Consider the following 25,644-nt stretch of genomic DNA (forward strand, 5'->3'; position numbering starts at 1 on the left):
CCCGCACTCGTTCGCGAAACGTTGCCGTCCTGCGAGCATACGCACACCCCAGCAGCGCATACTCGACTGGAACGGGAGTCGATGGCGAATTGGGGGGCGCATTGACAAACGTCCGATTGGCCCGGCTATGTGCCGCAATATCGATCACCTTCGCTACTGTCCTGATCGGTGCGGCGAGTCCGGCGTCCGCTCGCGAGGGCGAGACGCCCGCCTCGGTGTCGGCCTCCCTGCACTATCTGGTCACGTTCGTGGCCCGCGCCTGCGACAGCTACCAGAGTGTCATGGGCAACCGGGTGCGCGACGACAACGCGGAGAACGCGGCGCCGACCGGGCGCGACAACGTGTACGACGACGGCGCCGAGATCGATCCCGCCGTCGAGGCCGGCAACTCCGCCGGGTGCGACCCGCTCAACGGGTGGCAGTTCTCGCTCGGCGGCGGGCACCAGAAGAAGGGCGCCCTGTCCACCGTCACCACGCCGGCCACCGGCTCGGGCCCGACCGCGGCCGGCGCGCAGCTGCTCGACCGCACCGGGCAGAAGACCGGCAAGACGCTCGACGGCGCGGTCACCGTCACGCTCACCGACGAGCAGGCGAAGGCCGCCGCCCGCCACCAGCTGTGGGCCCAGGGCGGCAGCCCCGGCGACCCGCTGCTCGCCGGCGCGCAGTCCGGCCAGGCCGGATACGGCTTCGGCGCCCTGCGCTGCGCGCTGGACGGGCACTCCGGCGGCAACGTGCAGTGGATCGGCTTCCCGGCGGGCGCCCGGCACGTCTTCTGCTTCGCCTACTACGTCAAGGCCGCCCAGCCCACCGCGACGCTGATCGTGCGGGCCCGCACCACGCGGGCGCCCGGCTATCCGCAGCGGTTCGCCTTCGACGCCAGCGCCAGCTACCGGCCCGACAAGCGGGTCACCGCCGACGCGAGCACCGACGTGACCCTCGTACGCAGCGCGGGCGGCGTGCCGAGCACGATCGTGTCCCGCACCCCGGCCGGCTGGACGCTCGCCGACGCCGCCTGCACCAAGAGCGGCGCCGGGCGCAGCCTCACCACCGCCGACGTGCCGACCGGCCAGGCCACCGTCACGCTCGCGGCGGGCGAGGTCGTCACGTGCACGTTCACCTACACCCCGCCGGCCTCGCCGCCCGGCCTGACCCTGCGGCTGCACTCCGACGTCCCCGGCGGCGCCTTCGACCTCGCCGTCGCCGACCCGGCCGGCGGCCCGGCCCGCCACCTGAGCGCCACGGCCACCGGCGACGGATCCGCCGCGCTCGCCACCGGCGCGGACCTCACCACGCTGCTGCCGGGGGCGTATCCGGTCACGCTCACCGCCCCCGCCGGCGACGCGGCCGCGTGGAGCCTCGCCGGGGTCGGCTGCGGCGACCAGGAGATCAAGCCGGACGGGATGGCTGTGACGGTGATGGTCGCCACGGACGTGCCGGCGGACTGCACGCTGCGCGTGACCCGCAAGGCCGGCTCGCTGGAGCTGCGCGGGGTCACCGTCGGCGGCACCGGGGCCGCGAGCTTCGCGGTCACCCCGCGCGGCCAGGGCGTGCCAGGCTGGTCCGGGGTCGCGACCACGACCGCGCTCGGCGTCGCGGCGATCGCCCAGGGCGACGTGCCCGGCTCGCTCGCGTTCGGGGAATACCTGGTGACGCCGGTGGCCCCACTGTCCACCGTGGAGGGCAGCTGGCGGCTGAGCTCGTTCGCCTGCGACCCGGGGCAGTCGCAGGCCATGCCGAACGTGGGAGCGGATGTCGTACCGCTGGCCGTCACGAACGCGGCCGCGAAGTGCACCGCGACGTACATCTTCGACCCCGCCCGTCAGCTGCAGCTCAAGGTGCGCTTCTCCGGCAACGTCGACGGCCGGGCCGGAGCGCTCGTCGTCGACGTCGACTGCGAGGACGGCTCGACCGGCCGCACGGTGCTCGGCGGCGAGGACGACACCGAGGCGACGCTGCCCACGCCGCTGGGCTTCCTGAGTCCGACGCGGTGCACGGTCGGGCAGCCGCAGGCCCCGGCGACGAAGAACGCCAAGGTCACCGTCACTGCCACGGTCGAGCCGAACCCGGCCGGTGGGTCGTTCGCGATCCCCGGCACGGTCCAGATCGGGGCCGACAACGCCGCCGACGCGCAGGAGTACACCGTCACCGTCACCGTCGCCTTCGACACCACCGAGGCGGCCCCGACGCAGCAGAAAGTCCTCGATACGTTCAAGGTCCTCCCGGTCGCCCTGATCGGGGCCGGTCTGGTCGGGATCGGCCTGGTAATCCTGCTGATCATGGTGCTGCGCTCGCGCGCGGACTGACCGTCGATCTTCACCCGAAACCGGGCTTTATGCGAGGTGCACGGGTTGGGTAACTTTCTTGGTGATGACCCAGCCCAAGGCCCTGATCGCAGAGCGCTACCGATTGATCGAGCCGCTCGGCGCCGGTGGCATGGGCCGGGTGTGGCTCGCCCGGGACGAGATGCTGCGCCGGGACGTGGCCATCAAGGAGGTCGTCCCGCCGGAGAGCCTGACCCGGCAGGAGCGCGACGAGCTGCGGCTGCGCACCCTGCGGGAGGCCCGCGCGGCGGCGCGCCTCAACGATGCCAACGTCGTGCGGATCTACGACGTCGTGCACACCGAGCAGGCGCCGTGGATCGTCATGGAGTACGTCCCCTCGCGCTCGCTGCACCAGGTGATCGTCGAGGACGGGCCGCTGCCGCCGGAGCGGGTCGCGCAGATCGGGCTCGCGGTGCTCAGCGCCCTGCGGGCCGCCCACAGCGCCGGGGTGCTGCACCGCGACGTCAAGCCCGGCAACGTCCTGCTCGCCGACACCGGCCGGGTGGTGCTGACCGACTTCGGCCTGGCCGTGTTCGACGGCGGCGACGGGGCCGTGACCCGGCCGGGGCTGATCCTGGGCTCGCCGCAGTACATCTCGCCCGAGCGCGCCCGCGAGGGCACCTCCGGCCCCGAGTCCGACATGTGGTCCCTGGGCGCCACGCTGTATGCCGCCGTCGAGGGGCGCTCGCCGTATGCGCGCTCGACGACGTACGCGACCCTGACGGCGCTGGCCACCGAGGAGCCCGACCCGCCCACGCGCGCCGGCGTGCTCAAGCCGGTGCTCTCCGCGCTGCTGCGCAAGGACCCGCGGGCCCGGGCCGGGATGGCCGAGACCGAGCGGCTGCTGCAGCGGGCCGCCGCCGGTGCGGGCCGCGGCTGGTGGAGCCGGCCCGCCCTGCCCCGCCCGCGCCGCTCCCGGGAGGGCCACGCGTCGTCCTCCGACGCTGCCCCGCGCGCCGGCGTCGGGGCGGCGGAGGGGCTGGCCGGCGCCGGCGGACCGCGTGGCTACTCCCGGTCGGACTCGGGCGCCGGCGAGCGCAGCCCGCAGGAGCGCGAGGCCGCCGCCGTCGAGCGGGTCGCCCCGGTGAGCGCCGAGCCCGCCGTCGCGTCGGAAGCCTCCCCGCACCCCGTCGCCCTGCACCGCCAGCCGCCGGGCCGCCCCGCCGAGCCCGTCGCCGGCCGCGCGGCCGTTGCTCCGCCCGGGCCCGACGACCAGCCGATCGTGCCGCTGCGCTCCGCCGACGACGACCTCGACCGCACCGTGCCGCCGGGGCAGCGCTGGCGCTGGGTGGCCGCCGGCGTCGCGGTGCTCGCCCTGGTGGTGACCGCGGTGCTGCTGCTGAGCGACTCCGGCGGCGAGGAGAAGTCCGGCGCGTCCCCTACGACCGGCGTGGCGGGCACCGCCGGCGCGCAGCCGCCCCCGGCCTCCCCGACCCCGTCGCCGATCGTGGCCGGCAGCATCGGCGGCGCCGCGATCAACCTGCCGCAGGGCTACGAGTGGGTCACCGACCCCGAGTTCGGGTGGCGCGTCGGCCTGCCGGTCGGCTGGATCCGCAAGCCGCACCCGTCGTCGGACTCGATGATCTACTACGAGAGCAACACGGTCCCGGGCATGCGGGTCGGCTTCGACACCACGGCCACGCCGCCGGCCGGCGACCCGGTCAAGGACTGGGAGCAGCAGGAGGCGGCCCGCCTGAAGCGGAAGATGTACCCGAACTATGCCCGGCTCAAGATCGTGCCGGTGTACGGGTACCTCGGCGACTGCGCCGACTGGCAGTGGACGTACGACAGCTCCCAGGGGCACATGCACGTGTCCAACCTGGGCTGCCGCGTGCGCCCCGACCTCGGCCAGGCCATCTACTGGGAGTGCACCACCGACATGTGGAGCCAGCCGACGGCCCAGCAGATCTACGCGATCATCAAGGCGTCGTTCCAGCCCCGCCCCGCCTGAGGCCTCCTACAGCGGGATGTTCCCGTGCTTCTTCGGGGGCAGCGTCTCCCGCTTGGTGCGCAGCAGGCGCAGGGCGCGCACGACCTCGACGCGGGTCGTCGACGGCGCGATGACCCCGTCGACGTAGCCGCGCTCGGCCGCGACGTACGGATTGGCCAGCGTGTCCTCGTACTCCGCGATGAGCTCGGCGCGCATGGCGGTGGGGTCCTCGGCGTCGCGCAACTCCTGGCGGTACAGAATGTTGACCGCGCCCTGCGCCCCCATCACCGCGATCTGCGCCGTCGGCCAGGCGAAGTTGAGGTCGGCGCCGAGGTGCTTGGAGCCCATGACGTCGTAGGCGCCGCCGTAGGCCTTGCGCGTGATGATCGTGACCTTCGGGACGGTCGCCTCGGCGTAGGCGTAGATCAGCTTCGCGCCGCGGCGGATGATGCCGTCCCACTCCTGGCTCGCGCCGGGCAGGAACCCGGGCACGTCGACGAACGTCAGGATCGGGATGTTGAACGCGTCGCAGGTGCGCACGAACCGCGCGGCTTTCTCCGAGGCGTCGATGTCGAGGCAGCCCGCGAAGTGCATCGGCTGATTGGCCACCACGCCGACCGGGTGGCCCTCGACACGGCCGAAGCCGACCACGATGTTCTGCGCGAACAGCGGCTGGACCTCGAGGAAGTCCTCGACGACCGACTCGATGACAACATGGATGTCGTACGGCTGGTTCGCCGAGTCCGGGATCAGCGTGTCCAGCGCCAGGTCCTCGTCGGTGATCTCCAGGACCGCGGGGGAATCCAGGATCGGGGCGTCGTCCATGTTGTTGGACGGCAGGTAGGACAGCAGTGCCCGCACGTAGTCGATCGCGTCGTCCTCGTCGGCGGCGAGGTAGTGCGCGTTGCCCGACTTGGTGTTGTGCGTGCGCGCCCCGCCGAGGTCCTCGAACGCGATGTCCTCGCCGGTGACCGTCTTGATGACGTCCGGGCCGGTGATGAACATGTGCGAGGTCTGGTCGACCATGACCGTGAAGTCCGTGACGGCGGGGGAGTACACCGCGCCGCCCGCGCACGGGCCCATGATGAGCGAGATCTGCGGGATGACGCCCGAGGCGCGGACGTTGCGGAAGAAGATCTCGCCGTAGAGCCCCAGGGAGACCACGCCCTCCTGGATGCGCGCGCCGCCCGAGTCGTTGATGCCCACGACCGGGCAGCCGATCTTCATCGCCAGGTCCATGACCTTCACGATCTTCTCGCCGAAGACCTCGCCGAGGCTGCCGCCGAAGACCGTGAAGTCCTGGGCGAACACGCAGACCTGGCGGCCGTCGACGGTGCCGTAGCCGGTCACGACGCCGTCGCCGTAGGGCCGGGTCCGCTCCAGGCCGAAGTTCGTGGACCGGTGCCGGGCCAGCTCGTCGAGCTCCACGAACGAGCCGGGGTCCAGCAGCAGCTCGATGCGCTCGCGGGCGGTCTTCTTGCCGCGCGCGTGCTGCTTCTCCACGGCGCGGGCCGAGCCGGCGTGCACCGCCTCGTCCGTGCGGCGGCCAAGGTCCGCGAGCTTCCCGGCCGTCGTGTGGATGTCGGCTCCGGCTTCAACCTGCTCAGTGGTCACCCTCGGCATGCTAATCGGGTGAGCATAGGGTCGAGCTGTGAACATTTCCACCGGCGGGTCCGGCGACGCCGCCGCGGCCTTCTCCGACCTCGAACGCCCCCCGCTGCGCGCGGCCGCCCTGCGCCGCGCCCTGCTCGTCCCGGGCGGGCTCTGGACGGACCTGCGCATCGTCGAGGAGACCGGCTCGACCAACGCCGACGCGATCGCCGCCGCCCGTGAGGGCGCGCCCGAGGGGCTGGTGATCGTCGCGGAGCGGCAGAGCGCCGGCCGCGGGCGCCTCGGCCGGCAGTGGGAGTCGCCGCCGCGGGCCGGGCTGGCGCTCAGCGTGCTGCTGCGCCCGGACCTCCCGGCGGCCCGGCTGGGCTGGCTGCCGCTGCTGGCCGGGGTCGCGCTCGCCGAGGCCGTACGCCGGGTGGCGCGCGTGGACGCCTATCTCAAGTGGCCCAACGACCTGCTGTTGAAGGCCGCCTCGTCCGAGTCGCCCGGGCGAAGCCGGCGAGCCGAACCGGGCGTTGACCGCAAGGCCGCCGGCATCCTGGCCGAGGCGGCCGGCGGCGCCGTGGTGATCGGCATCGGGCTCAACGTCACGCTGCGCGAGAACGAGCTGCCGCGGCCGGACGCGACCTCGCTCGCGCTGTCCGGCGCCGCGAACACAGACCGGGACCCGCTGCTGCGAGCCCTGCTGCGCGCGCTCGCGGAGTGGTACACGCGCTTCGTCGAGCACGCCGGGGACCCTGAGGCGTCGGGGGTGCGGGAGGCGTACGTCTTCCACTGTGGCACCGTCGGGCGTCGCGTGCGCGTCGAGCTGCCCGGCGGCGGCGTGCTGCAGGGGGCCGCGGCGGGCGTCGACGGCGACGGAAGACTGCAGGTCACGGACCCCTTCGGGGCCGTTCACCCGGTGGCGGCGGGCGACGTCGTGCATGCTCGGTTGGAGCCCTGACAGATAGGGCTGGGTAGGCAATGCCGCCGGGTGGCGGTCAGGGTCTAGCCTCACCTCCGACATTCATGAATGAGGAGGGGTTGGCGTGGGGTTCCCGGAAAGCGTCCTGACCAAGGACGAGCAGGTGGTGCTGCACCTGCACCCCCACTGGAAGGCGCTGTTCCTGCCGGTGGTCTGGTTCGTGCTGGCCCTGGCGGCGGTCGTCGCGCTGGCGATCTTCACGAGCTGGGGCATGATCCCGATGCTCATCGTGGCCGCCCTGGCGCTCGCGGTGGTCCTGGTCGTCACCGTGTGGCCGTGGATCAAGTGGCGGACCACGCACTATGTCTTCACCAACGAGCGGGTGATCATGCGCAGCGGCGTCTTCTCGCGCAGCGGCCGGGATATCCCGATGGGCCGGATCAACGACGTGTCGTTCTCGCACTCGCTGTTCGAGCGGATGCTCGGCTGCGGCACACTGACCATCGAGTCGGCCGGCGAGCGCGGCCAGGTGCAGCTCACCGACCTGCCGCAGGTCGAGAAGACGCAGAGCATGCTCTACGAGCTGGTCGACGCGGACCGGCAGAAGCACACGTTCGGCGACGACGACCGTGACGCGCTGGTCAACGAAATCAACAAGGACTGAGGCTCGAAAAAAGCAGAAGGGACCCCCGCCCAGGGCGGGGGTCCCTTTCTCGCTGACCGGTCCGGGTCAGCGCTTGACCGGGGTGACCGGCTCATCGGCCGGCTGGCGTTGCGCCGGCGGCCGGGCCGGGGCGTCGGAGAACGCGGCCTCCAGGGCCTCCATCTGCCGCTCGTCCGGGGCGACGACCGCGGTGTCGCTGTAGGCCACCTCGAGGGCCTCGATCTCCCGCTCCTCGGCGCTGACCTGCGCGGTCTGGTCGGTGAAGACCCAGGTGCGGTACGCCCAGAACCGGAAGATCATCGCCAGGCCGATGCCGGCGGCGTTGGCGATGTTGAAGGCGAGCCGGTCGTCCGGGTTGGCCTCGTTGAAGTGCAGCCCGTACTTCGCCACGGCCAGACCGGCCTCCTGGATCAGCAGGCCCACGCCGTTGAGTGCGAAGAACAGCACGTATTCGCGGCGCACGCTGCCGCTGTCGCGGTTCTTGTAGGTCCACTGCCGGTTGAGCAGGTAGGAGACCGTGGTCGCCACGACCACCGCGACGATCTTCGCCTTCAGCGGGCCGATGAAGAGCAGGGCGTTGACGAGGATGAAGTCGACGGCCGTGTTGACGCAGCCGACCGCGCCGAACTTGAACAACTCGGTGACGAGCGAGTGAAACCGCTCGGGGATGAACCGGTCGCGGAGTCTGGTGGCGAATCGCACCGGCCAACCTTACGGTAAGCGACCAAACCGCGCGCCCTCACCAGGGCTAGTGCGGGACAGGTCACCCTTCGATCTCACGCTCAGTGTTCATCGGGGCGCTCTGGGGTGTCTCCGGGCGCTTGCGGAAGACGATCTGGCGGTACGACCAGAACCGGAAGAGGGTGCCCAGGACCAGTCCGAACCCGTTCTTGGCGATGTTGTCGGCCAGCTGGCTGGTGAACCCGAAGAGGTAGTGGCTGATGCCCAGGCAGGTGAGCGCGATGAGGAGGCCGCCGAGGTTGAACAGGAAGTACAGCGCGTATTCGCGGCGCAGGTCCGTGCGGGCCCGGTCGCGCCAGGTCCAGAACCGGTTGCCGACGAACGCGCACGAGGCCGCGACGGCCATCGAGATCGTGCCGGCCACCAGCGTGTTGAGCGGCCCCCACAGCAGGTTGTACAGCCCGGTGTCGATGAGGAAGGTGATCAGCCCGATGGTGCCGAACTTCCCCGCCTCGCGGACCAGTTCCTCGAAGCGCGCGTAGAGCCGTGCGAGAAGGGACGGCCGCTTCGTGGTCTCCAGGTCGGTCACCTTCGACAGGGTAAGGCACGGGAGGCTTTGCGCAGTGGTGCGCACGGAACGAAAAGTTCGCGCGCAATTCTGCTTCCGGGGTTGAATTTCTTCGTACCTTGTGCAGCGTTTCACAAGGTCTCACGCTGCCGGGCCCGGCCGACCGGCCTAGGCTGGCAGAAACCCGTTGGATTTCACGACGCGCTCGCTCCATCGCGCGCCGCGCTTCCGCGCATCCGTCCAGCGCTACGGGTCAATGCCGACCACGAGGAGATCCGCATGTCTGCCCCGGTAACCGTGCCCGGCCTGGATCAGGCGCCCACCGCCCACCGCCGGCTGCTCGCCTGGGTCCGTGAGGTCGCCGAGCTCACCAGACCCGAGCGGGTGGTCTGGTGCGACGGCTCCGAGGCCGAATGGCGCCGCATCACCGACGAACTGGTCGACAGCGGGGCCCTCGTCCGCCTCGCCGCCCGCCCGAATTCGTTCTGGGCCCGCACCGACCCCTCCGACGTCGCCCGCGTGGAGGAGCGCACCTTCATCTGCTCGGTCGACGAGGCCGACGCCGGCCCGACCAACAACTGGATGGCGCCCGGCGAGATGAAGCGGATCATGACGGGGCTGTACGACGGGTGCATGCGGGGGCGGACGATGTACGTCATCCCGTTCTGCATGGGCCCCCTCAGCGCCGACGAGCCGATGTTCGGCGTCGAGCTGACCGACTCGCCCTACGTTGTGGCCTCCATGCGAATTATGACCCGGATGGGGGCCACGGTGCTGTCCCGCATGGGCACGGAGGCGTCCTTCGTGCCGTGCCTGCACTCCGTGGGAGCGCCGCTCGCCGAGGGTGAGCAGGACGTGGCGTGGCCGTGCAGCGACACGAAGTACATCTCCCACTTCCCGCAGACGCGGGAGATCTGGAGCTACGGCTCCGGTTACGGTGGCAACTCGCTGCTGGGCAAGAAGTGCTACTCGCTGCGCATCGCCAGCGTCATCGGCCGCGACGAGGGCTGGCTCGCCGAGCACATGCTGATCCTCAAGCTCACCAGCCCGCAGGGCGTGGTCAAGTACGTCGCGGCCGCCTTCCCGAGCGCGTGCGGCAAGACCAACCTGGCGATGCTGGAGCCCACGATCCCCGGTTGGAAGGTCGAGACGCTCGGCGACGACATCGCCTGGATGCGCTTCGGCGAGGACGGCCGCCTCTACGCGGTCAACCCCGAGTTCGGCCTGTTCGGCGTGGCGCCCGGCACCGACTGGAAGACCAACCCCAACGCGATGCGCACGCTCGCGCGGGGCAACTCGGTCTTCACCAACGTGGCGCTGACCGACGACGGCGACATCTGGTGGGAGGGCATGGGTGAGCCGCCGGCCCACCTGACCGACTGGCGGGGCGGCGACTGGACGCCGGATGCGGGCGAGCTCTCCTCGCATCCGAACTCCCGCTTCTGTACCCCGATCGAGCAGTGCCCGATCCTGGCGCCCGAGTACGACGACCCACGCGGCGTCCCGATCGACGCGATCCTCTTCGGCGGCCGGCGCAAGACCACGATCCCGCTCGTGACCGAGGCGCGGGACTGGGTCCACGGCGTCTACCTCGGCGCGACCCTGTCCAGCGAGACCACGGCCGCGGCCGTCGGCCAGGTGGGTGTCGTGCGCCGCGACCCGATGGCGATGCTGCCCTTCATCGGCTACCACGCCGGCGACTACTTCGCCCACTGGATCGAGATGGGCAAGGGCGTGGACGGCGACGCCACCAAGCTGCCGCGCATCTTCTACGTGAACTGGTTCCGCCGCGGCGAGGACGGCCGCTTCCTGTGGCCCGGCTTCGGCGAGAACTCCCGCGTGCTCAAGTGGGTCGTCGAGCGCATCGAGGGCACGGCCGAGGCGGTGGAGACCCCGATCGGCGCGGTGCCCGCCCCGGGCGCCCTCGACGTGTCCGGCCTGGACGTCTCCGCGGAGGACCTGGCCGCCGCGCTGCGCGTCGACTCCGCCGAGTGGCGCGAGGAGCTGCCGCAGATCCAGGCGTGGTTCGAACAGTTCGGGGAGAAGTTGCCGGGAGTTCTCTGGGCGGAGCTGGATGCGCTCCGTGCTCGGCTGGGCGTCGCGTAGCGCGCCCATAACCGCAGGTGAGCGGCTGGTCCGTCGGGTGACCGGCCGCTCCCTGCTTTACTGAAACGGTACTGTCCAGTGCCCGCGGGACGGTGTCGCTTCGCCCGACAGGTCGCTAGTCTTCTCTGCCGTGGGTCTGCGTGACGTGGTTTATTCCCTGTACGAGAAGCGTCTCGCCCGGAGGCTGCTCGGCAAGCCCAAGCCGCACCACGTCGGGGTGATCGTCGACGGAAACCGCCGCTGGGCGCGCGAGATGGGCTATGTCGATCCCAACGACGGTCACCGGGTCGGCGCCGAGCGGATCAAGGAGCTCCTGCGCTGGTGCGACGGCGCCGGGGTGAAGCACGTCACCCTCTGGCTCCTGTCGACCGACAACCTCTCCCGCCCGGCCCAGGAGCTCGACCCGCTCCTGCAGATCATCGAGAACCTGGCGGCCGACCTGGCCGACGAGCGCAACCCCTGGCAGCTGCGCATCGTCGGCGCGCTGGACCTGCTGCCCGCCTCCAGCGCCCACGCCCTCAAGGATGCCCAGGAGAAGACGATCGACCGCTCCGGCGGCGCCCAGGTCAGCCTGGCCGTGGGCTACGGCGGCCGCCGCGAGATCGCCGACGCCGTCCGGTCGCTGCTGCACGAGCACGCCAAGGCCGGCACGTCGATCGAGGAGCTGGCCGAGATCCTCGACGTCGACCACATCTCCGACCACCTCTACACGCGCGGCCTGCCCGACCCCGACCTGGTGATCCGCACGAGCGGGGAGCAGCGGCTGTCGGGCTTCCTGCTGTGGCAGAGCGCGCACTCGGAGTTCTACTTCTGCGACGTGCACTGGCCGAGCTTCCGCCGCACCGACTTCCTGCGGGCCCTTCGCTCGTACGCCAACCGTCAGCGTCGCTACGGCGCCTGAGCCGAACGCCTCCTCCCGGCGCCGCCGCCTGCGCCGCACCGCCGACGGCGTCCATGAGTCGGGCGCTGCGCGCCGCGATTCGGCGCGCCCGAGCGTTGAGGCGCCGCCGCGATCTTGAATACTGCCCCTGGAGCGCCCGAAAGGCGCCCTGCCTGCGGCGCGGCAGGCCCAATCGTCGAGGCGTGATCTTGACCTTTTGCCGGACCGACGTCGGCGCGCAACCCCGGCCCCATCCTCCTGCACCCCAGAACACGAACCGACCTCGGCGCGCAACGCCTGCGGGGCGTCACCCCGAAGGGACAGGCGAACTTATCGGATCTTTCGCCTGTCAGGGCATAAATCCGATTCGGATGGGTTGGGGTGGTCCCAGTTCCGCTCGGGAGGGCCCGAGGTGGCGCCCGACGTGAAGCCATCGGCCGTAGGCCGGGAACGCCCTTCGTGGACCGCCGAGGCGCGGGCGGGCGCGGTTCTCGGTGGCCTTCTGGTGGGAAAGTCCGAGGCGGGCGATCTGCAAGCCATCGGCCGTAGGCCGGCCGCGACGCGGGCCGGCGCGGCTCGCGATGGCCTTCTGGCGGGAAAGTCCGACACGGGCGATCTGCGTTGCGTCGGCGCTTGGGACCGCCGCGACACGCCGGGTGGGCGGGGCCGGCGACCGTGGGGCGCAGGCCCGCCGGTGGGTGCTGCAAGTCGTCCGGCCTACCCGTGCCGACCTGGTGACAGCGTTCAGTGCGGGTTTGTCGGGTGTTCGGCCCTGATCGGTGGGGAATCAGAGCCGTGATCTAGTGGATTTCGACATCACCGGATAGCGTCATTGCTGTGGCGGGGGTTTTCCCCGCCATCCGAGGCCCGGACCGAGCGAACGCATGTGAAGCCACGGGGCCAAGCACCCGACCCCGTGCGGGCGTCGGAGGACGCGAGTGCGGGCGGCGAGGTGCCCGCCCCCGGAGATCCCGTGACCGTTCGCCGTAGTCCCTCAGCATCCTCCTCTTCCACCTCCGCGGAGCCGGCGCCAGCCGCCGCACCCGTCAAGGCCGTCCGGCGAACCCGGAAGAAGGCCGAAGAGGTTCAGGTCCCCGGCCCATCGCCGCGCTCCGCGCGAGACCCATCCCGGCGCACCTTCGTGCTGGACACCTCCGTGCTCCTGAGCGACCCGGGCGCGTTCCTGCGCTTCGGCGAGCACGACGTGGTCCTGCCGCTGGTCGTCATCTCCGAGTTGGAGGGCAAGCGGCACCACCCCGAGCTGGGATACTTCGCGCGTCGATCGCTGCGCTTCCTGGACGAGCTGCGAGCGAAGCACGGGCGGCTGGACGAGCCGCTGCCGCTGACCGATGCCGGGGGGACGCTTCGGGTCGAGCTCAACCACGCCGACCAGCACGTGCTGCCGGCCGGGTTCCGGGCCGACACCGACGACGCCCGCATTCTCGCGGTGGCGCTCGCGCTGCAGGCCGAGGGCAAGGACGTCCTGCTGGTCACCAAGGACATGCCGCTGCGGGTCAAGGCGGGCTCGGTCGGCCTGGCGGCGGACGAGTATCAGCCCGGGCCGGCGTCCGACCACAGCTGGACCGGCATGGTCGAGCTGGGCATCAGCGAGGCCGAGGTCAAGCAGTTGTACGCCGGGGAGGCCGTCGACCTCGACGGCGCCGGCGATCTTCCGGTGCACACCGGCCTGGTGCTCACCTCGCAGAACGGCTCGGCGCTCGGCCGGGTCGGGGTCGACAAGTCGGTGCGGCTCGTGCGCGGCGACCGGGAGGCGTTCGGGGTCCGCGGGCGCTCGGCCGAGCAGCGGGTGGCGCTCGACCTGCTGCTCGACGACTCGATCGGGATCGTGTCCCTCGGCGGGCGGGCCGGCACCGGCAAGTCCGCCCTGGCGCTGTGCGCGGGGCTCGAGGCCGTCATGGAGCGGCGCAAGCACAAGAAGGTCGTCGTGTTCCGCCCGCTCTACGCCGTGGGCGGGCAGGAGCTGGGCTACCTGCCCGGCAACGAGGCCGAGAAGATGTCGCCGTGGGCCCAGGCGGTCTTCGACACGCTCGGGGCGCTCGTGCACGACAACGTGATGGAGGAGGTCGCGGCGCGGGGCATGCTCGAGGTGCTGCCGCTGACCCACATCCGCGGGCGGAGCCTGCACGACGCCTTCGTGATCGTCGACGAGGCGCAGTCGCTCGAGCGAGGGGTACTGCTGACGGTTCTTTCGCGAATCGGCATGAACTCGCGCGTGGTCCTCACGCACGACGTCGCTCAGCGTGACAACCTTCGCGTCGGCCGTCACGACGGCATCGCCGCGGTGATCGAGGCGCTGAAGGGCCATCCGCTCTTCGCACATGTCACCCTCACCCGTTCGGAGCGTTCCGCGATCGCCGAAATGGTCACTGACCTGCTGGAGGATCTGCCGTTCGAGCGTTGATCCACAGGCGGCCGGAGGCCGGACTTGAGGGGAAACCGTCCGAATTGTGACGTGATTAAGATCACATAAGATGGTGTTCGGGTTCTCACCCGTGAAGCCACTGGGCGATGGTGGGTCTCGAGCGCGTGACGCCAGGCAAGTGGGCATCAGGCGCTCACGGTGCGTAAGGGTCCGGACGGCGGGTAGCACCCCGTCCGGACCCGCCTCCACCGGGAACTCGCAAAGAGCCCGGGGCGGGGCACCGTGTCCCTGTCCCCGACGAATGGATGACCCTGTGATCCGGCTGTGGCACCGGGTCGGCACCATCCGAGCCGTGTTCGCCCTCGTGATCCTCGCGGGTCTCGTCGGCGGGCTCGTGATCGCCGCCCTGCAGACCCAGCACGACGACTCGAAGGCAGACCCGGTCAAGGCCGCCAACGCCCGCGAGTTCCCCGTCTCCTCGTCGTCCGCGACGCCGTCCGCGTCGCGCTCGCCGGCCTCCGTGGACGAGGCCGACGCCCTGGCCAAGGCCAAGGACGCCGCGGCCGAGGCCTCCACCGAGGCGAAGGCGGCCGAGGACGAGGCCCGCAAGAAGGCCGAGGAGGAGGCCAGCCGGTCGAAGACCCGCACGTCGAGCGCGCCTCCGCCCACGAACTCGGCGCCGAAATACCCGGTGCCCAGCTCCTGCAACGTGTACTCGGGCAACAAGAAGATCGGCTGCGCCGTGCTGGTCGGCTACGGCTTCGGGCTCGACCAGATGCCGTGCCTGGAGAAGCTGTGGGACAAGGAGAGCCACTGGAACGTCAGTGCCTCCAACAAGAGTAGCGGGGCGTACGGCATCCCGCAGGCGGTCCCGGGCAGCAAGATGTCCACCGTCGGCGCCGACTGGCGGACCAACCCCGAGACGCAGATCCGCTGGGGCCTCAACTACATCAAGGGCCGGTACAAGACGCCGTGCGGCGCGTGGTCGCACAGCCAGTCCAGCGGCTGGTATTAGAACTTCCGTCGCCGGCGCCGGCACGCTTTCGCGTGGCGGCGCTTGCGCGTCTCTGCTACATCAGGTGGCGTGGCGTTCGACAGTGACCGGCAGGCCGACCCGACGCGGTTCGGGACCGAGGCCTTCTACGCGTCCATCGGGCGGGCCTTCGTGGCGATGTGCGCGTTCGTGCCGGTGCTGTTCCTCATCGAGTTCCTCGACCAGCTCTGGGACCACCGCCTGGACCAGGAGGGCGGCATCCGCCCCCATCACATCGACGGGCTGGACGGCATCGTCTTCGCGCCGTTCCTGCACGCGAGCTTCGACCACGTGCTGTCCAACAGCATCCCGCTGATCCTGCTCGGCACCTTCGTGCTCGCCGACGGCGGCGCCCGGTTCTGGCTCACCACCGCCTTCATCGCGATCGTCGCCGGCGTCGGGGTCTGGTTCCTGGGTGACGGCAACACGATCGTGGTCGGGGCGAGCGGGGTCATCTTCGGATACCTCGGCGTGATCCTCATGCGCGGCGTGGTCGGCCGCCGGCTGTGGTACATCGGCGTGGGCCTGCTCGTCGGCCTGCTCTACGGCTGGCAGCTCTTCGGAGTGCTGCCCGGCGACCCGGACGTGTCGTGGCAGGGGCACCTGTGCGGGTTCATCGGCGGGCTGATCGCCGCGATGCTGTTCCGCCGGCGCCGCCCCCGCCCGGTCGAGCCGGCCGAACCCCTACCCCTGGGGCCGCAGCTGTCGTAGGTTCGGCGCATGCGCGAAGTCGACCTTGCCATCGTGGGCGCGGGACCGGCGGGGCTGTTCGCCGCCTACTACGCGGGCTTCCGTGGCCTGTCCACCGCCGTCATCGACGCGCTGCCGGAGCCCGGCGGCCAGGTGACCGCCATGTACCCGGAGAAAATGATCTTCGACGTCGCCGGCTTCCCGGGCATCCGCGGCCGCGACCTCGTCGCCAACCTCGTGGAGCAGGCGGCGCAGTTCAGCCCGGACTACCTGCTCGGGGTCCGCGCCGAGAAGCTGTCCTATGTGGAGGAGCGGCCGGTGCTCGGGCTCGCCGACGGCACCGAGCTGCGCTGCGGCGCGGTCCTGATCACCGGCGGACTGGGCAGCTTCACCGCCCGCCCGCTGCCCGCGGCCGAGAACTTCGACGGCGAGGGAGTGCTCTTCTTCGTGCCGCACCTGGCCGACCTCGCCGGCCACGACGTCGTCATCGTCGGCGGCGGCGACTCGGCCTTCGACTGGGCGCTCGCCCTGCAGCCGATCGCGAAGTCGGTGACCCTCGTCCATCGGCGCGACAAGTTCCGCGCCCACGCCTCGACCGTGGCGCGGGTCCAGGCGCTGCCGATCGGCATCGTGGTCAACGCCGAGGTGACCAGGCTGCGCGGCGACACCCGCGTGACCGGCGTCGACGTGGCCGTGCGCGGCGGCGAGGTGCGCACGCTGGCGGCCGACACGGTGGTGGCGGCGCTGGGCTTCACCGCCGACCTGGGCCCGCTGGCCGGCTGGGGCCTGGAGCTGTCCAAGCGCCACATCCTGGTGGACAGCACGACGGCGACCAACCTGCCGCGGGTGTTCGCGGCCGGGGACATCAGCGAGTACAGCGGAAAGGTCCGCCTCATCGCGGTCGGCTTCGGTGAGGCGGCGACAGCGGTGAACAACGCGGCCGTGATCATCGACCCGGCCGCCCACCTGTTCCCGGGTCACTCGTCCGACAACGGCTGAGCGTCGCGCCCGGCGAGGCGTGATCTTGCCCCGCCGTCCGTCCGCCCATATGCCCCGTCGGGCGAAAAATCCGGATATGTCGTGGCGCGCAGCGCCCGACATATCGACCAGCTTGCCGTGCCGGAAACGCGCCGGGTGACCGGCCCGGCGGCGACTTGACCGAATTGTCCGACATATCGGGCCTAACGGCGAAGCTGCCCAACCGGACGGCAACTTCTCAACCACCGCACCGTACCGCCGATGGACAGGGCGTGGTGGGCGTCCGTCTGCAGGTCCTCGGCGTGGTGCTCCTCGGCCTGCTGGTGTCCGGCGGCGCGGGGCTGCTCATGCACCGCGTCGAGCGCGACAACGCCGCCCAGGCGCTCGACCGCCGCACCGCCGCCGCCCAGGACGCGGTCGCGTCGGCGACCCAGCGGTACGTCGACGCGCTGCAGCTCGTCGCCGGCGCGCTCGAGGCGCTGCCGATGCTGGACGCCGCCGCCTTCACCACCACCACCCAGCCGCTCGGGCAGCTCTGGCTGCCGGGCGCGACCGGGGTCGACTACGTCGTGGCGGTGCCCGATACCGCCGTCGCCGCGGCGCAGGCCACCTGGCGCGACCGCGCGGGCGCCGATCTCACCCTGACGCCCACGCCCGGGATCACCGAGCACTACTTCGCCGTGCTCACCCGCACCCTCGACGCGCGCCAGCCCGCCGGGCCCGGGCCCGGCCGCGACCTCGCCGCCGTCCCGCAGGCCGGGGCCGCGGTCGAGCGGGCCGAGAAGACCGGGCTGCCGGCGGCGTCGGAGCCGTACGTCGCGCTGCGGGACGCGGACAGCACCGCCGACCCGCAGCCGCAGACCGTCGGGTTCGTGCAGCGGGTGGTGGAGCGGCGGACCGGGGCGCTGCGCGGGTACCTCCAGCTGACCGTCCGCGTCCAGGACTTCTTCAGCGACACCATGCTCCAGCCGGCCCGGGAGCTGCCCGACGTGAGCCTGGCCGCGTACGTGGGCACGGAGCTGCGCACCATCGCCGCCATCCGCCGGCACGCCACCCACGACGACGACCTGCGGCGCACGGTTGACGTCCGGGTCGCCGACCGGCAGTGGCACCTGCGGGTGGCCACCGACGGGCGGTCCCTCGCGGGCGCCGACGGCCACCTCGACGACGGGATGTTCTTCGGCGGCGCCGCGCTCACCCTCGTCACGGCGCTGCTGGTGTACACCCTGGCGACGTCCCGCCGCCGCGCCGAGGAGCGCGTCGAGGAGGCGACCGAGGAGCTGCGCACCGCCGAGGGGGCCGCCCGGTCGCAGGCCACGCTGCTGAGCGCGGTGATGGACACGATCGCCGACGGCGTCGCGGTCATCGACGGGAACGGGCGGGCGGCGTGGCTGAACCCGACCGCCCGGGCGATACTCGGGCCGGAGGCATCCGAGGCGCCGGCGTCGCGGTGGCCGGAGCTGCTGGACATGCGGGAGGCCGACGGCGTCACGCGGTACACCGGCAGAATCGGCAATGCGGGCACCGAGACGCTCGTCGAGTGCGTGATGGCGGGCCGCCGCGTGGAGGTGCGCCTGCGGACGCTGCTGCAGGAGGGCGAGGCGCCCGGGGCGGTGGCGGTGCTGCGCGACATCACCGACCGGCACGCCGCGGAGGAGCAGCGGCGCTCCTCGGAGGAGCTGCTGCAGCTGCTGCTGGACGGGGCGCGGGACTACGCGATCTTCATGCTCGACGCGGCCGGGCACATCGCGAGCTGGTCGGTCAATGCCGAGCGGCTCAACGGGTACCGCAGCGAGGAGGCCATCGGCAGGCCGTACAGCTGGCTGTTCACGCCCGAGGACCGCGCCGCCGCCCGGCCCGAGCGGGTCATGCGCGAGGCGGACGAGCTCGGCCGGGTCGAGATCGACGGGGCCCAGGTGCGCCGGGACGGCAGCCGGTTCTGGGTGCACGGGCTGCTCACCGCCGTACGCCACCCGGACGGCTCGGTGCGCGGATACGTCAACGTGAGCCAGGACGTGACCGAGCGCAAGCGGGCCGAGCAGGTCATCGAGCGGCTCAACGCGGACCTGGAGCAGCGCGTCACCGAGCGCACCGCGGAGCTGCGGGAGGCCAACGCCGAGCTGGAGTCGTTCTCGTACAGCGTGTCGCACGACCTGCGGGCCCCGCTGCGCGCGGTCGACGGCTTCGCGAAGATGCTCGCGCTGGACTACGACGAGGTGCTCGACGAGCCCGGCCGCCGCTATGTCACCCGCATCCGCGCCGGCGCCCAGCAGATGGGGGAGCTCATCGACGGGCTGCTGGCCTTCTCCCGGCTGCAGCGGCAGGAGCTGGCCAGCGGGCGGGTCCGCCTCGACCGGCTCTGCGCCGAGGTGTGGGAGGAGCTCGCGGTCGAGCGCGGCGACCGGCGCGTCGAGCTGGTCGTCGGCGAGCTGCCGGACGCGCTCGGCGACCCGCGGCTGATCCGGCACGTGGTGGCCAACCTGCTCGGGAACGCGGTGAAGTACACCCGCGACGCCGACCCGGCCCGCATCGAGGTCGGGCACAAGGTGACCGCCGGGGGTGAGGCGACGTACTACGTGAAGGACAACGGCGCCGGGTTCGACATGCGGTACGCCGGCAAGCTCTTCAAGGTCTTCCAGCGCCTGCACCGGGCCGAGGAGTACGAGGGCACCGGCATCGGCCTGGCGCTCGCCCACCGCATCGTGCATCGCCACGGCGGCCAGATCTGGGCCGACGCCGCGCCGGGGGAGGGCGCGACCTTTTACTTCACCCTGCCGGTCTACGTGCCCGCGCTGGAGGCGGTCCGATGAACCGGGTGCTGCTCGTCGAGGACAACCCCGACGACCTGGAGCTGGCCCGCCTGGCCTTCGAGCGCGGCAGCTTCGCCAGCGCCGTCGACGTCGCCCGGGACGGCGCCGAGGCGCTGGACTACCTGTTCACCCCGCGGCCCGAGCCGCCGCAGGTGGTGCTGCTGGACATCAAGCTGCCGCTCGTCGACGGCATCGACGTGCTGCGGCGGGTGAAGTCCGACCCGCGCACCCGGCACATCCCGGTCGTCATGCTCACCTCGTCGGCCCAGGACCGCGACCTGCACGCCTGCTATGAGCTGGGCGCCAACAGCTACATCGTCAAACCCGTCGACATGGAGCAGTTCATGGCCGCCGTCAACAACATCGGCGTGTACTGGCTGGGCCTCAACCTCACCGACACGCAGTCATGACCACGCCGATGCGGATCCTCCTGCTGGAGGACAACGCCGACGACGCCGAACTGCTCGTCCTCGAGCTCCGCCGGGCCGGGTTCGCCTCCGCCTGCCGCCGGGTCGACGGGCGCGATGAGTTCCGGGCCGCGCTCAAGGCCGCCGAGGGCCCGCCCGACGTCATCCTCGCCGACTACTCGCTGCCGCAGTTCAACGCCCTCGAAGCGCTGGAGATGCTGCGTACGGCCGGGTACGACATCCCGGTCATCGTCGTCAGCGGCGCCCTGAGCGAGGAGGCATGCGTGGACGCGCTGCGCCACGGGGCCGTGGACTACCTGCTCAAGGACCGGCTGAGCCGGCTCGCATCGGCGATCGAGCACGCCCTGTCCCAGCGGCGCCTGCGCGCCGAGCGCCACCGGGCCGAGATGACCTTCCGGGCCGCGTTCGACCACGCCCCCGTCGGCATGGCGGTCACCGACCTGACCGGCCGGGTGCTGCAGGTCAACCAGGAGCTCACCCGGATGACCGGCCTGGGGCCGTCCGACTTCCTGCCCGCCATGATCTGCGACGACGACCGGCCCGTGGTCCAGGAGCGGCTCAAGCGGCTGGTGGCCGGCGAGGCCGACAGGGTGACCAGGGAGCTGCGGCTGTGCCGGGCCGACGGGTCGATGCTGTGGGGGCAGTACTCCGCGTCGCTGATCGGCGGCGAGTCGGGCAGCGTCGTGCACCAGATCGCCGACGTGACGGACCGCCGCCGCGCCGAGGAGGCACTGCAGCGGCAGGCCGAGAAGCTCGCCCGCACCAACAGCGACCTGCAGGAGCTCGACCGGCTCAAGAGCGAGTTCGTCGCCACGGTGTCGCACGAGCTGCGCACGCCGCTGACGAGCATCCGCGGGTACACCGAGATCCTGGCCGACAGCGACTCCACCGCCCTCGGCCCGACCGAGCGCAAGATCGTCGGGATCATCGACCGCAACGGCCGCCGTCTGCTCGACCTCATCGAGGACCTGCTCACGTTCTCCCGCATCGAGTCCGGCACGCTCACCCTCGACCTGGGCCCGGTGCGCCTGCGCGCGCTGGTCGACGCGGCCTGCGAGGCGATCCGCCCGGCGATGGAGGCGGCCGGGCTGCAGCTGGCGCTGGACGTGGACGAGCACATCCCGGTCGTACAGGGCGACGGCGAGCAGCTGGAGCGGGTCGTGCTCAACCTGCTCGACAACGCCGTCAAGTTCTCCGACCCGGCCGGCACCGTGACGGTCACCGGCCGGGAGCGCGACGGCGAGGTGGTCCTGTGGGTCCGCGACACGGGCTTCGGCATCCCCGAGAGTGAGCAGGGGATGATCTTTCAACGCTTCTTCCGTACGGCCGACGCTCAGCGCCGCGCCATCAAGGGCAGCGGCCTCGGGCTGGCCATCTCCAAGGCCATCGTCGAGGCGCACGGCGGCTGGATCGCCCTGGAGTCGATCGAGGGCAGTGGCACGACGGTCGGTTTCGGCCTGCCTACGCCCTGAGGCTGGCGGCCAGCTGGCCGAGCTGGGACTCGTTGCCCTGACCGACGATGATCACCGTGCGGTTGCCGGTGGTCTGCACGATCGCCCGCTCACCGGGGCGGCCGTGCGAGTAGCGGTGCCAGGCCGAGCCGGCGACGGTGGCCTCGCCGTCGTCGCGGGCGTCCTTGCCGACGATGGCGGGGATGAGTGCGGACGCGGGGTTGGCGCTCTCGACCAGCTGCAGCGCGCCGTCCTGCGGTGCGGTCACCCCGACGCGCAGGATGCCGTCGGTGAAGGTCGCCGAGGCGATCCGCCACCCGTCGGGCAGCCCCTCGGGCCGCAGCAGCTCGAACTGGCCGGCGCGCTGCACCGAGCCGTAGACCTCGGTGGTGTCGACGGCCGGCGGGGTCTCGTGGCCGAGGTATCGGTAGAAGCCGACGATGAGGAACACCGGCACGATAAGGACCAGCATCGACAGCGCCATGTCCCGGGGCCGTCTAGCCTTCGGAGCGCGAGCCTGCTGCGTCGGACTTCCCACGTGACCATCTTGACAGGTCACGCAGGACCGATCGCTGTCAGGATTGTTTGATACCGAACACACCCACGCAAAGAGGCGCGAGGAGTGCACGAATGAGTCGTGAGATGGACCGGAACCTGGCCCTCGACCTGGTCCGGGTCACCGAGGCCGCGGCGATGGCCGCCGGGCGCTGGGTCGGCCGGGGCGACAAGAACGGCGGCGACGGCGCGGCCGTCGACGCCATGCGCCTGCTGATCAACTCGCTGCCCATGCGCGGCACCGTGGTGATCGGCGAGGGTGAGAAGGACAACGCCCCGATGCTGTACAACGGCGAGAGCGTCGGCGACGGCACCGGCCCCGAGGTCGACGTGGCGGTCGACCCGGTCGACGGCACCACCCTGATGAGCAAGGGCATGCCCAACGCCCTGGCGGTCCTGGCCGTCGCCGAGCGCGGCGCGATGTTCGACCCCTCGGCCGTGTTCTACATGGAGAAGCTCGCCGTCGGCCCCGACTGCGCCGACGTCGTGGACATCGAGGCCGGCGTGGAGGAGAACCTGCGCCGCATCGCCAAGGTGAAGCGCTCCAGCGTCTCCGAGCTGACGGTCTGCATCCTGGACCGTCCCCGGCACGCGGAGCTCGTCCAGCGCGTACGCCATACCGGCGCCCGCATCCGCTTCATCTCCGACGGCGACATCGCCGGGGCGATCAGCGCCGCCCGGGAGATCAGCGAGACCGACGTGCTGATGGGCATCGGCGGCACGCCCGAGGGGATCGTGGCGGCCGTGGCACTCAAGTGCATGGGCGGCGCCATCCAGGCCAAGCTGTGGCCGCGCGACGACGCCGAGCGCGAGCGGGCCCTGGCCGCGGGCCACGACCTGTCGCGCGTGCTGCACACCGACGACCTGGTCAGCGGCGACAACATGTTCTTCTGCGCGACGGGCGTGACCAGCGGCGACCTGCTCAAGGGCGTGCGCTACCGCTCCGGCGGCGCGTACACGCAGTCGATCGTGATGCGCTCCCGCTCGGGCACGATCCGCTGGATCGACTCGTTCCACCGCCTGGAGAAGCTGCGCGCGTACTCCTTGGTCGACTTCTCCTGACGTTCACCGCGGGGCGCCGCCGGGGTTCTGCTGTCCCGGCCGCGCCCCGCGGTGTTCTCCTGTGCGCATGATGCGCCCGCAGATGTCGTGCAGCTGCCGGGGTCTTGCCTTGGTCGGTGGATCGAAGACCAGGCGACATGGCTGGGCGCGGTCTCGACGACCTTCTCCAGACCCTCGTCCGTGCGGATGGCAAGCGTGTAGCGGCCGCCGTCCGGGTCGGGGGAGCGGCGCACCCGGGCCGATGGCCTGGGAAAGGCAGGGGCACCAACCCCGGACCGAACGACACCGGCTACGCCGACGACGACCTCCGCGCCGGGGTGAGCCGGCGTTGAGACGCGCCGGCTGACACCGCTCTCTGGCCGCCTGGCTGCTGAGCGACGCAGCGGACTGGATCACCGGCCAGACCATTGCCCTCCGACGGCGGATGGTCAGCACGATGACGGCGTCCCTCCATTCTCGGCCGCTCGGCGCGGACCGCGGCATGAGCGTGTGGGCAGGCGCGTCGCGCGCGGATCGCAACATGTGCGTGCACTATTTGACATTACTGATAGCCGTGCGGGGCGGCGGGTCTGGCTGGATTCTGGGAAAATGAATCCATGGGGCAGCTGCAATTGTTTAGCAAGTCTGAATTGGCTGCCATGCGTGACCGGACCAGGTCGCGTCGTTATTCCGCGGTGAATGAGGAGTTCCGCAGGGAACATGCCCGGCATCGCGCGTGGGGGCTCGCCCAGCGACACGCCGAGAAGCTCCGCCGAATACGCGCGAGCACCCCGCCGGGAAGTGTGGCCACCAACGGCCGGGAAGGCTCAGTGAACGAACCGGCCCTGGCCCCGCCACCGGCCAAGGCCACCGCCGCGACCGCGGCGCCGCGGACGGCCGCGACCTCGGCGCCGCGGACGACCCCGGCATGGCCCAGCCGCAACCCGGCACTGCGCACGGCTACGGCGCGGCCGCCAGCCACGATCACGACCTCGGCGCGGCCGCCAGCCAAGGCCCCAGCCAGGACCTCGGCACCGCCGGTCAAGGGCAGGGCCGAAGCGCCGCCACTGGCCGAAGCGCCGCCACTGGCCGAAGCGCCGCCACTGGCCGAAGCGCCCGCGCAGCCCCAACAACCACGCCGCAGTGCCGCGCCCGACGCATGGCGCCGATCAATCCAGCTCTGCCTCGCAGCGCCGGCCCGCACCCACTGCATCGGCGTCACCCCAACGGCCCGGCGGCGTGGCGCGGACAGGCCCGCGAGAATCGGCGCTGGCCCGCCGACACGGCACCGTGAAATATACCGGCAAGAATCAACGCCCGGTCAGCACGCGAAAGCTGTTCTCGGGAAATGTCACGCACGAAATCCGTCAAGCCCTATCCCAACGGACCACCGACCAGAAATTCCGAGCGCCTTCATAACTACGACGACGCACGAGATGAGCGCGCACATCAGCATTAGTGCACATCGATCAAGCAGCCTCGTCGGCAACCGATCGGGCATGGCCGGCGGCTCAGTTGGCAGCAGATCATGTGACGGTTGCCAAGATCATGGGTGCTTGTGGGTCTGGATCGCGCCTCGTCGTTTTGGGGCCGGGGCGCCGCGGGCGGGCAGGTGCCGGTTGGTTATGCGTGTTGGAGGGTCTCACGGATCGCGTCGTCGAGCGGGGTGGCGACCAGCCCGAACTGTGCCGTCACGCGCGAGGAGTCCATGATGAACGGCTTGTCGTGCTGGTATCGGACCTCGAGGAACTCCTTCGCGAACTTGTCGTAGAGCGCGGCGGCGCGCACGGCGATCTTCGGGTACACCTTCAGCTTCGGCGTCCCCAGCCCCGCCAGTTCGGCCACCCGCGTGAGCAGCTGTCGCGCGGTCATCGGTGCCACCGACGGCGTGTGCCAGGGTCGGCCCCAGGCGCGCTCGTCCCGCGCCAGGGCGACGAGGGTGCGGGCGGCGTCGCCGGTGTAGGTGTAGGTGTGCGGCACGTCCAGCGACGCGGGCATCCAGGCCGTCTTCCCGGCGCGCATGGCGGGTAGGGCCATCTCGATCAGCGAGTACTTCGGCGCGATCCAGTCCGACGAGCGCACCTCGACGGCCCGCACGCCCGACGCGAGCGCGTCCAGCCACATCCGCGCGCGCACCCGCCCCTTGACCGTCTCCGCGGCCAGCGGCATGTCCTCGGTCATCGGCCGGTCCACGTGCCCGTACCCGTACAACGGCGCCGTGATCGCCAGCACCGCGTCGTTCGCCGCGGCGGCGCGCAGCATGGCGTCGTGCATCGGCGGCCAGGCGGTGGGCCACTCGAAGTACTGCGGGTTCGCGCAGTTGTAGATCACGGTCGCGCCCTTCGCGATCCTCCCCAGCGCCTCCGCGTCCCCGGCATCCGCCGCGACACACGTGATGAGCGGGTGCGCGGGCCCCTTCCCGCTGCGCGTCACGACCCGGACCTCCTCGCCACCCTGCGCGAGCTCCAGCGCGACCGCGGTCCCGACCGACCCCGACCCGACGACGACCTGCATGACATCCTCCAGTGCTCCGATTGGAGAGCAGTGCTCTCGAAAGAGAGCATAGAACGCGGTCGGGATGCGCGCAAGAGCAGTGCTCTCGTTCCGGAG

19 protein-coding genes are annotated in these 25,644 nt (G+C 71.4%); 14 read left to right on the plus strand and 5 right to left on the minus strand.

Annotated features, from left to right (window positions below):
* The first annotated feature begins 215 nt into the window (after window positions 1–215).
* Window positions 216–2,303 (plus strand): prealbumin-like fold domain-containing protein, encoded by a 2,088-nt coding sequence (locus ACQPY0_RS05935; RefSeq protein WP_432985717.1) that lies wholly within the window; start codon window positions 216–218, stop codon window positions 2,301–2,303.
* 64 nt (window positions 2,304–2,367) lie between these two features.
* On the plus strand, window positions 2,368–4,272 hold the full coding sequence (locus tag ACQPY0_RS05940; RefSeq protein ID WP_432985719.1) for a protein kinase domain-containing protein: 1,905 nt from the start codon (window positions 2,368–2,370) through the stop codon (window positions 4,270–4,272).
* 6 nt (window positions 4,273–4,278) lie between these two features.
* Here the strand turns inward: ACQPY0_RS05940 and ACQPY0_RS05945 are convergent, their stop codons facing one another.
* Window positions 4,279–5,874 carry an acyl-CoA carboxylase subunit beta gene (locus ACQPY0_RS05945; RefSeq protein WP_432985721.1) on the minus strand — a complete coding sequence of 532 codons (1,596 nt, stop codon included), beginning with the start codon at window positions 5,872–5,874 and terminating at the stop codon, window positions 4,279–4,281.
* A gap of 34 nt (window positions 5,875–5,908) precedes the next feature.
* Here ACQPY0_RS05945 and ACQPY0_RS05950 point away from each other — a divergent pair, with 34 nt between their 5' ends.
* The gene (locus tag ACQPY0_RS05950; protein ID WP_432995029.1) at window positions 5,909–6,805 is read left to right on the plus strand and encodes a biotin--[acetyl-CoA-carboxylase] ligase; all 897 of its coding nucleotides are present in this window, start codon (window positions 5,909–5,911) and stop codon (window positions 6,803–6,805) included.
* An 85-nt stretch (window positions 6,806–6,890) separates the two neighbouring features.
* Window positions 6,891–7,430, plus strand: a complete 540-nt coding sequence (locus tag ACQPY0_RS05955; protein WP_432985723.1) for a PH domain-containing protein — start codon at window positions 6,891–6,893, stop codon at window positions 7,428–7,430.
* A 66-nt stretch (window positions 7,431–7,496) separates the two neighbouring features.
* On the opposite strand, the gene ACQPY0_RS05960 is transcribed toward ACQPY0_RS05955, so the two are convergent.
* Both ACQPY0_RS05960 and ACQPY0_RS05965 read right to left on the minus strand, forming a co-directional pair.
* Window positions 7,497–8,132: a GtrA family protein gene (locus ACQPY0_RS05960; protein ID WP_432985725.1), complete on the minus strand. Its 636-nt coding sequence runs from the start codon at window positions 8,130–8,132 to the stop codon at window positions 7,497–7,499.
* Window positions 8,133–8,193: 61 nt separating this feature from the next.
* Window positions 8,194–8,700, minus strand: coding sequence for a GtrA family protein (locus ACQPY0_RS05965; RefSeq protein WP_432985727.1), 507 nt, complete (start codon window positions 8,698–8,700; stop codon window positions 8,194–8,196).
* A 258-nt stretch (window positions 8,701–8,958) separates the two neighbouring features.
* On the opposite strand from ACQPY0_RS05965, the gene ACQPY0_RS05970 reads away from it, so the two are divergent.
* From ACQPY0_RS05970 to ACQPY0_RS06010, 9 genes are all read left to right on the plus strand, one after another.
* Window positions 8,959–10,785 (plus strand): phosphoenolpyruvate carboxykinase (GTP), encoded by a 1,827-nt coding sequence (locus tag ACQPY0_RS05970; RefSeq protein ID WP_432985729.1) that lies wholly within the window; start codon window positions 8,959–8,961, stop codon window positions 10,783–10,785.
* A 130-nt stretch (window positions 10,786–10,915) separates the two neighbouring features.
* Window positions 10,916–11,686: an isoprenyl transferase gene (locus tag ACQPY0_RS05975; protein WP_432985731.1), complete on the plus strand. Its 771-nt coding sequence runs from the start codon at window positions 10,916–10,918 to the stop codon at window positions 11,684–11,686.
* Window positions 11,687–12,806: 1,120 nt separating this feature from the next.
* On the plus strand, window positions 12,807–14,087 hold the full coding sequence (locus tag ACQPY0_RS05980) for a PhoH family protein (protein WP_432985733.1): 1,281 nt from the start codon (window positions 12,807–12,809) through the stop codon (window positions 14,085–14,087).
* 262 nt (window positions 14,088–14,349) lie between these two features.
* Window positions 14,350–15,063 (plus strand): transglycosylase SLT domain-containing protein, encoded by a 714-nt coding sequence (locus tag ACQPY0_RS05985; protein ID WP_432985735.1) that lies wholly within the window; start codon window positions 14,350–14,352, stop codon window positions 15,061–15,063.
* A 69-nt stretch (window positions 15,064–15,132) separates the two neighbouring features.
* Window positions 15,133–15,792 carry a rhomboid family intramembrane serine protease gene (locus tag ACQPY0_RS05990; RefSeq protein ID WP_432985736.1) on the plus strand — a complete coding sequence of 220 codons (660 nt, stop codon included), beginning with the start codon at window positions 15,133–15,135 and terminating at the stop codon, window positions 15,790–15,792.
* Window positions 15,793–15,801: 9 nt separating this feature from the next.
* Window positions 15,802–16,770, plus strand: coding sequence for an NAD(P)/FAD-dependent oxidoreductase (locus tag ACQPY0_RS05995; protein WP_432985738.1), 969 nt, complete (start codon window positions 15,802–15,804; stop codon window positions 16,768–16,770).
* A 251-nt stretch (window positions 16,771–17,021) separates the two neighbouring features.
* On the plus strand, window positions 17,022–19,559 hold the full coding sequence (locus tag ACQPY0_RS06000; RefSeq protein ID WP_432985740.1) for a PAS domain S-box protein: 2,538 nt from the start codon (window positions 17,022–17,024) through the stop codon (window positions 19,557–19,559).
* On the plus strand, window positions 19,556–19,969 hold the full coding sequence (locus ACQPY0_RS06005) for a response regulator (protein ID WP_432985742.1): 414 nt from the start codon (window positions 19,556–19,558) through the stop codon (window positions 19,967–19,969). The genes ACQPY0_RS06000 and ACQPY0_RS06005 overlap by 4 nt, the downstream gene beginning before the upstream one ends.
* Window positions 19,970–19,977: 8 nt before the next feature.
* Window positions 19,978–21,459: an ATP-binding protein gene (locus ACQPY0_RS06010; protein WP_432985744.1), complete on the plus strand. Its 1,482-nt coding sequence runs from the start codon at window positions 19,978–19,980 to the stop codon at window positions 21,457–21,459.
* On the opposite strand, the gene ACQPY0_RS06015 is transcribed toward ACQPY0_RS06010, so the two are convergent.
* Window positions 21,449–21,910, minus strand: a complete 462-nt coding sequence (locus tag ACQPY0_RS06015; protein ID WP_432985746.1) for a DUF4245 domain-containing protein — start codon at window positions 21,908–21,910, stop codon at window positions 21,449–21,451. The two genes, ACQPY0_RS06010 and ACQPY0_RS06015, sit on opposite strands and share 11 nt — an antisense overlap.
* A gap of 158 nt (window positions 21,911–22,068) precedes the next feature.
* Between ACQPY0_RS06015 and glpX the strand changes: the two genes are divergently transcribed.
* Window positions 22,069–23,055 (plus strand): class II fructose-bisphosphatase, encoded by a 987-nt coding sequence (gene glpX, locus ACQPY0_RS06020; RefSeq protein ID WP_432985748.1) that lies wholly within the window; start codon window positions 22,069–22,071, stop codon window positions 23,053–23,055.
* Window positions 23,056–24,657: 1,602 nt separating this feature from the next.
* Here glpX and ACQPY0_RS06025 read toward each other — a convergent pair.
* The gene (locus ACQPY0_RS06025; protein ID WP_432985750.1) at window positions 24,658–25,548 is read right to left on the minus strand and encodes an NAD-dependent epimerase; all 891 of its coding nucleotides are present in this window, start codon (window positions 25,546–25,548) and stop codon (window positions 24,658–24,660) included.
* Window positions 25,549–25,644: the final 96 nt, after the last annotated feature.

Origin of the sequence: Dactylosporangium sp. CA-233914 (assembly GCF_050942935.1) — a bacterium.
Classification (GTDB): Bacteria; Actinomycetota; Actinomycetes; order Mycobacteriales; family Micromonosporaceae; genus Dactylosporangium.

Coding starts and splice junctions, on each gene's coding strand:
- ACQPY0_RS06005 (WP_432985742.1), top strand. CDS start 19,556: ATGAACCGGGTGCTGCTCGTCGAGGACAACCCCGACGACCTGGAGCTG.
- ACQPY0_RS05945 (WP_432985721.1), bottom strand. CDS start 5,874: ATGCCGAGGGTGACCACTGAGCAGGTTGAAGCCGGAGCCGACATCCAC.
- ACQPY0_RS05970 (WP_432985729.1), top strand. CDS start 8,959: ATGTCTGCCCCGGTAACCGTGCCCGGCCTGGATCAGGCGCCCACCGCC.
- ACQPY0_RS06010 (WP_432985744.1), top strand. CDS start 19,978: ATGCGGATCCTCCTGCTGGAGGACAACGCCGACGACGCCGAACTGCTC.
- ACQPY0_RS06015 (WP_432985746.1), bottom strand. CDS start 21,910: ATGCTGGTCCTTATCGTGCCGGTGTTCCTCATCGTCGGCTTCTACCGA.
- ACQPY0_RS06025 (WP_432985750.1), bottom strand. CDS start 25,548: ATGCAGGTCGTCGTCGGGTCGGGGTCGGTCGGGACCGCGGTCGCGCTG.
- ACQPY0_RS05995 (WP_432985738.1), top strand. CDS start 15,802: ATGCGCGAAGTCGACCTTGCCATCGTGGGCGCGGGACCGGCGGGGCTG.
- ACQPY0_RS05940 (WP_432985719.1), top strand. CDS start 2,368: ATGACCCAGCCCAAGGCCCTGATCGCAGAGCGCTACCGATTGATCGAG.
- glpX (WP_432985748.1), top strand. CDS start 22,069: ATGAGTCGTGAGATGGACCGGAACCTGGCCCTCGACCTGGTCCGGGTC.
- ACQPY0_RS05985 (WP_432985735.1), top strand. CDS start 14,350: ATGGATGACCCTGTGATCCGGCTGTGGCACCGGGTCGGCACCATCCGA.